The sequence below is a fragment of the Okeania sp. SIO2C2 genome (assembly GCF_010692625.1).
Classification (GTDB): Bacteria; Cyanobacteriota; Cyanobacteriia; order Cyanobacteriales; family Microcoleaceae; genus Okeania; species Okeania hirsuta.
Genome location: NZ_JAAHGM010000006.1, coordinates 290411 through 297100, shown reverse-complemented (window position 1 = coordinate 297100; position 6690 = coordinate 290411). Strand labels below are relative to the sequence as shown.

Below are 6690 nucleotides of genomic sequence, written 5' to 3'. Positions count from 1 at the left end.
ATTGACAAAGACTTAAATGTAAGTATAGAGTGTAGAGATGCGGTTGGCTTGACCGTTAATGCCTGTGGATGAGTAACCGCCGACGGCCTCAGCAGTTTGCGTAGCATTCCGTAGGAAAGCAGGAAGTAAACATCAATTTGTCGCATCGATGTGACGTTTTATATCAGTTTTATGAAGCAGTTCGATTTTCCCATATCTCCCACTAACCCATACTTCCTAAACTCACTCCCCAATAGGTTTCATGTTTAATGAAACAACCCTGGTTAATGGGAGTGTGAATGTTTAATGGGATGAGAATCTCTATCAACCAAATAGACATCTGTTCAACAATTAATAATTAATAATTATTGAAGAAGGAGACAGGAGACAGCTATACTGGAGACAGGAGGAAAATTACATGGGGATTCGCTCCCCCAAGTAATGCGTGAACACCCCCGTTGACGGTGGGGTATTAAACCCACAAAGAAAATGATAATTAATAATTACCTCTCCTTGAAAAGAAGAGGATGGACTAATCATGAAAATTTTTCTTCTCTTGGTCCATTGGAGGCCAGCGAGGAGACCCGTTCTTACAGACCCGCTCCGAAGATCGCCATCCCACCCTACGGGAAGCTGCGCTAACGACCGCTTATTATCCCCTGAAAAGGGGAGGCGCATACCCACAATTTTTCGGTAAAAATCAAAAATAAAATCAATTATCACACATAAATTATCAATTCTTTCTCCCTACTGCCTACTGCCTACTGCCTCTGTTGGAGGAGATGTCTAATTATTTTGATGTATGTGTTGACTGGGATGAGAATCTCTATCAATCCAATTATTTAGTTAGGACATAGACTAATGACAAATCTTAGACTAGAAACTGATAACTGATAACTAAAATGACCTGTTGGCTAAAATTCTAAATATCGACTATATCATAACTTGAGTATATCTTTAGGTTCCGATTGGTATAACTCGCTAATATTAATATCATGTCCGGATAATTAGTGATCAAAAAAAGTTTCTCTTTACTTCTTCTTTCTTCCCTCCTGACTCCTGAGGACTGACTCCTTCGTCGTTTATTTATAACTGTTCAACCGGACATGATATAACTACTAAATATTAACCAAGAAAACACCAACACCACTAATCATCAACGCCAAAATAGACGGCACTAAAGGCAGCACAAAACCTTGAGTAAAACAAAACAAACTAACTGAATATAAAATAATAATATTTCCTCCTATAAATAAGAAAAACAATAAAACTCGACGAAAACAATAACTTATCACACTACCCAAAACAGAATAACAAAAAATCCATAACCAGTCTACCCACCAACTCCAAAACGTAATTAAAGGTCTACCATCCAAAACTGCCCTAATAATTTGACTAACTTGATGTGCGTGTAAAACAACTCCAGATATTTGCTTCTGAGAAACAGTTTCAACATAACTATAAGGAGTATAAAATTGATCGCTAGCATAAGGGTCTGTACTACCAATAAGCACAATTTTATCCCTAACTAAAAAACCATCAAATTCCCCAGACAAAATATCTGAAATACTAATATAATTAGCCACCATATCGGCATTTCTATAATTAAGTAAAACTTGAAACCCACCAGCATTAACTTTTTGATAAATACCTTGTCTTTCCACAAGCTTCTTAAAAACAACATCACCAACTTTAAAATTTTCTTCGGTAATATCTTCTTCTTTAAATCCTTTACTTTCCAAATAATTAAAAGCAACCCTAGCACTTAATGAATACTCTGTTTGACAAGGGTCTTCTGCCTGTTTTCCCATAAACATTAAATGGCGACGGAAAACATCAACTTGACCATAATCGACAACAAAATCAGTAAAACCTAAACGTTCTTCTGGCACTCCTTTAGGAGGTTTAGTACCAGGTTTATTGTTGTGATATTCACTAGCACTACAAACAGCAACTATTTTCTGATTATTACTCAAAATTTTTAATAACTTTTGATAACCAGATTCAGAAGGTAAAGGTTTTTCTCTCCAAAAGTCTAAACCGATAATTGTAGGTTGATGACTTTCTAACTTGGCTATTACCTCAGCCAAAATTTCATCAGTTAAGTCACTACCAATACCATATTTATTAATATCTTTTGCCGTAGCTTCAACAATTAAAATGTTAGGGTCTGGCTGTTCTGGAGGTCGCCATCGCATTAAGCGGTCGTACTCATTTAACTCTAAATTTTGTAGCCAACCTAAACTTCTAAAACCAATAACTCCCACCCATGCCAAACTAGCAAAAACTACACTCATTCCTAATTTTTTAGGTTTTGGTTGAGGTTGCTCTAGATTACTTTCTAAATAAGCTAATTTTTCTGCCACCCAATCTAGATTAAAAATTGTCCGATAAATTTTATTAAAAATAACTAATTTATCCTGTTTTTTAATAACTACACCAGACAACCGCAAAGCCATTTGAATTCGACTATTATTAGCTTTAACTTCTCCTTGCAAGAGAATTTTTTTATATAATTTCAGTAATTGAGGAGCAAGTTGACCATGATTAACTAAATAATCGTGCATATATTTTAAATGAGTGGGATTATCTTTCTCTTCCCAATAAGTCAAAATATGTTCCTCTACCAACTTATCAACATCTGGTTCAGAATCCTCTGCATAATCAACAATAATTTGACAAATTTTTTGAGTTAAAAAAGGTTGACCTCCGCTCCAATCAAAAACTTTTTGCAAAACAATTTCCGGTGCTTCTACTATTCCATCTAATCCCTGAGTTAATATTTTTCCATCTGCAAAAGTTAACTCTGTTAATTCAATTGGATGACCAATATTAAAAGGAGTATGTTTTCCATCTCTAATTAAATCCTCCGGAGTCGCCACTCCAAAAAAACAAAAAATTAGGCGATGATAATCAGATTTTTCATCCTCAGCGCGACGATTATAACAAGAGCGAATAAAAGCTAAAATTTCATTTTTAAAAGGGCAATTTACCAGTACATCAATTTCATCAAGAAAAATATATATTTTTTGAGGATTAGGAAAATTAACAAATAAAATTTCTTCAATAAACTGAGCAAAACGTTGAAGATTAGTCAAATTTTGATGACTGATTATCCACTGTTGATAATTGATACTATTGTCTAACTCACATCCATAAAATATTTCTCTGAAAAAACCCTCATACCAAGATTGTTTTTCTATGGAAAAATCACATAATCTAGTCATGTCAATAGGGATACATTGACAACCTTGAGAGCGTAATTCTTTCATCACTCTTACCCTCAAACTAGACTTACCCATTTGACGAGCATTAAATACATAACAATATTCTCCTGCTTGGAGTTTTTGGGATAATTCTCCATCTTGTTTTCTAACTACATAAGTGGGATTATTTGCTGATAAACTCCCTCCACTTGATTGATAACTCATGATTTTTTAAATAATTTAATTTGTGCTTTTTTTAGAAGGAGTCAGGAGACAGGAGTCAGGAGACAGGAGTTTTTTTAGGAGTCAGGAGACAGGAGACAGGAGACAGGAGGAAGAGGGAGTTAAGAAGGAGACAGTTTCAGAAGGAGTCAGTTTCAGAAGGAGTCAGTTTCAGAAGGAGACAGGAGGAAGAGAGATTAGGAATTAGGAGATTATCTGCGTTGTTCAATTGCATTTATATACGAATCTAATAGTTTACTTACTTCTTCTAGATCCAGTAGAAGTTTTGAAGTATCTCCATATCCAAGGTCATTTGCCAGAATTAGGTAATACCGACTTTCTTCTAATGAACCTTGTGCAATATTCAAAAATCGGATTTTATCTGCTAGACCTTTTTTTCTAAAGCCTTCTGCTATATTAGCTGGTACTGATACGGATGCTCGCCTCAACTGACTGGTTAATCCATAGGTTTCTGTTTTTGGGAAATTGCTACTAAAACCATAGACTTCTAAAACAAGTTGATGTGCTTTTTGCCAAACTATTAAATCTCGAAAGTTTTTAGCAGGTTCTCTTTTCATTCTGACTGTTAACTCCTTCTTCAAACTAGGTTCCAAAAAGCATAATTCTAACTCCTTCTTCCAACTCCTTCTTCCATCTCCTGTCTCCTGACTCCTTCTTCCAACTCCTTCTTCCATCTCCTGTCTCCTGACTCCTTCTTCCATCTCCTGTCTCCTGACTCCTTCTTCCATCTCCTGTCTCTTGACTCCTTCTTCCAACTCCTTCTTCCATCTCCTGTCTCCTGACTCCTTCTTCCATCTCCTGTCTCCTGTCTCCTGTCTCCTGTCTCCTTCTTCTCACCTCTCCTGAAAATATTGTCGATATAAATTACAACGAGGTTGAGCATAATCACCTTTAATTGTAATTAATCCCATAGCTTCTAATTGATGTACCTCACGATTTTTATTAGGTAAACGTACTGGAGAATTAGCTTTTAAAATTTCCTGAAAAACTACTTTTATTTTTGACTTTTCTGCCATAGTTTCTAAATGTCTACTTAAATGTTCTTGATAAATTCCAGTTTCAGTAGGGGCATATTTTAATAGTTCTTCAATTGTCAATTCATCCTGAAACATTTTGTATAACGCTAATCTGATCAGATAAGGATGTCCTCCCACCATAGACATTAAAGGAGTTACTATTTCTGGGTCAAGTTGATGTAAATATGTTAATTGAGTTACCTGCTCTGATGTAAATTCTTTTAATTCTATGGGTAAACCTACATTAAAAGGAGATTGATAAATATCTAATTTGCCATGATATTCTGTGGAATAAGCAATTACCATTCTGAGATTTCCCCAAATTTCAAAATTATTACTTTCTTCATACCAACTTCTTAACATGGTAAAAAAGTTTTTAGATATTTCTGGATAGTTGAAAATTTCATCGACTTCATCTAATAGTAATACTAGTTTTTTTTCTAAATGAAATAACAAGGCTTTCAATTCTTGAGTACAAGATATTTTTGCATTATCATCATCCCAGGAATTTCCCTCTGGCGCATCAGTAAATCGACTTTTTATATTTTTATTAAATGCTTTGATGAAACTATTAATATTGCTGATATTTTGGGGTTCAATCAGAGTGTCAAATCTCAAATAAACAGGAATATAATTATTTTGATTGGCTTGGGCTTGTATCCGTTGAAGTAGAGAAGTTTTACCCATTTTTTTCGGTGCTTTTATTCTGACTAAAGAACCTGGTTTTTCTATTTCTCCGTAACATTCAGACTCCACAGAACAACGTCTAATTCGATAACGTTGTATATAAAAAGGAGAATCTAATTTTTCTGGTCTACCAGGAATAACAACTTGACTGATATGAAAACCATAATAATTCCGTAACTCATCACTAACTAAATCAGGTTTATATTGGCTAAATATTTTCACTAAATATTCTTCCCGCTCCAGACTAGATTCTGAATAGTTGAATTTAGCAGCGATCGCTTTTAATTTTCGACCTACATTAGATTGGTCACAATTCATTATCTGAGCAATTTGTTGATATTTTTGATTCGATAAACGCAAGTGCAGTATTTGTTTTTCACTTTCTGGCAAATGAGAGTATATGTGGTCAAATATTTCTTTATTCATGATTTTTATTCAAGCTTCACTATCTCTGGTTATTGATATAACGATAACTTAATATTATGTCCGGTTGAATAGTTATAAATAACTACGGAGGAGTGGGAAGAAGAAGGAAGAGTAGAATAAAGTTTTTTGATCACTAATTATCGGGACATGATATGACGAATTCTTACAGTATCAAGAGATGAAAAGCGATAATATTCAAATTACAAGTAATCCTAAATATGTTCTGAAAAAAAATATGAGAATTAGTAAATAGGCAACAAATATCAGAATTTCATAGTTTTTATTTGTTCTTATAGCATTTCTCGGACTCATGAGGTACACCTAATACCAATTCAAAAAAAAATGTTACGAATAGTAAGAAGAACAAAAAGACAAATGCAGGATATGCCATTTGACAAAAAGGATGATTTATCACCTAAAAAATGGTATTTAAGCCATTGATTTTGACTCCTAACTCCTGACTCAGTCCTTCCCCTCTCCTCCTGGGAGGGGGAGGGGCGAGGGGTGGGTTGACTCCTAAGAAATATCCTAGCTATTTGTAGGAAAAATTTATCAATTTGGTATAATACACCTTATATTTAACTCCTGTCTCCTGACTCCTGACTCCTGACTCCTGACTCCTGACTCCTGTCTCCTGACTCCTGTCTCCTGACTCCTAAAGCTAAAAATTTTTGTACCTCACAAGTATGGGAAGTGCTATATATTTTTTACAAATTATTTAGGATTGCTATATAGTAGCTAATATATTTTCATGTCTTTTAAGTAGAAATGTGCTGATATTTAATCTTTAGATATTTCTGGATCAAATACTACAATGTGAATTAATTTACACAAAAAATTATGTTCCTGCCCTGAACGTGCAAAAAAATACACATTGACAATTGTGGAATGGTTTTTGAGGTTTGTTTAAAATTCAACGTGCAATTTAATGCAATTTTTTGTTAGACCAAATCTACCTGGATGAGGATTATTTGTAATGGAACAAGGTTGAGACACAAACTATTCTAATTAACCTATTCCAACAACTAATCTACTTTTACTATTTTACAGGAGTCAAATAATGCAAGCTCTACTAACAAGATCACAAAACTGCCTAAATCTAATCAAAAAATGGGAAGGATTATCTCTTGATG

5 protein-coding genes are annotated in these 6690 nt (G+C 34.3%); 1 reads left to right on the top strand and 4 read right to left on the bottom strand.

The window, feature by feature from the left end:
• Positions 1–1097: 1097 nt before the first annotated feature.
• Positions 1098–3410: a CHASE2 domain-containing protein gene (locus F6K18_RS06470; RefSeq protein ID WP_287519601.1), complete on the bottom strand. Its 2313-nt coding sequence runs from the start codon at positions 3408–3410 to the stop codon at positions 1098–1100.
• Between the two features lie 22 nt (positions 3411–3432).
• On the opposite strand from F6K18_RS06470, the gene F6K18_RS06465 reads away from it, so the two are divergent.
• Positions 3433–3615 carry a hypothetical protein gene (locus F6K18_RS06465; protein WP_287519600.1) on the top strand — a complete coding sequence of 61 codons (183 nt, stop codon included), beginning with the start codon at positions 3433–3435 and terminating at the stop codon, positions 3613–3615.
• 4 nt (positions 3616–3619) lie between these two features.
• On the opposite strand, the gene F6K18_RS06460 is transcribed toward F6K18_RS06465, so the two are convergent.
• The 3 genes from F6K18_RS06460 to F6K18_RS06450 are packed head-to-tail and all read right to left on the bottom strand — an operon-like array spanning position 3620 to position 5557.
• Entirely contained in the window at positions 3620–3985 is a 366-nt protein-coding gene (locus F6K18_RS06460; RefSeq protein ID WP_287519609.1) for a four helix bundle protein, read from the bottom strand.
• Between the two features lie 47 nt (positions 3986–4032).
• Complete coding sequence (locus tag F6K18_RS06455; RefSeq protein WP_287519599.1) at positions 4033–4311, bottom strand: hypothetical protein; 279 nt, start codon at positions 4309–4311, stop codon at positions 4033–4035.
• The gene (locus F6K18_RS06450; RefSeq protein WP_124143796.1) at positions 4262–5557 is read right to left on the bottom strand and encodes an AAA-like domain-containing protein; all 1296 of its coding nucleotides are present in this window, start codon (positions 5555–5557) and stop codon (positions 4262–4264) included. Before F6K18_RS06450 ends, F6K18_RS06455 begins: the two co-directional genes overlap by 50 nt.
• Positions 5558–6690 lie beyond the last annotated feature (1133 nt).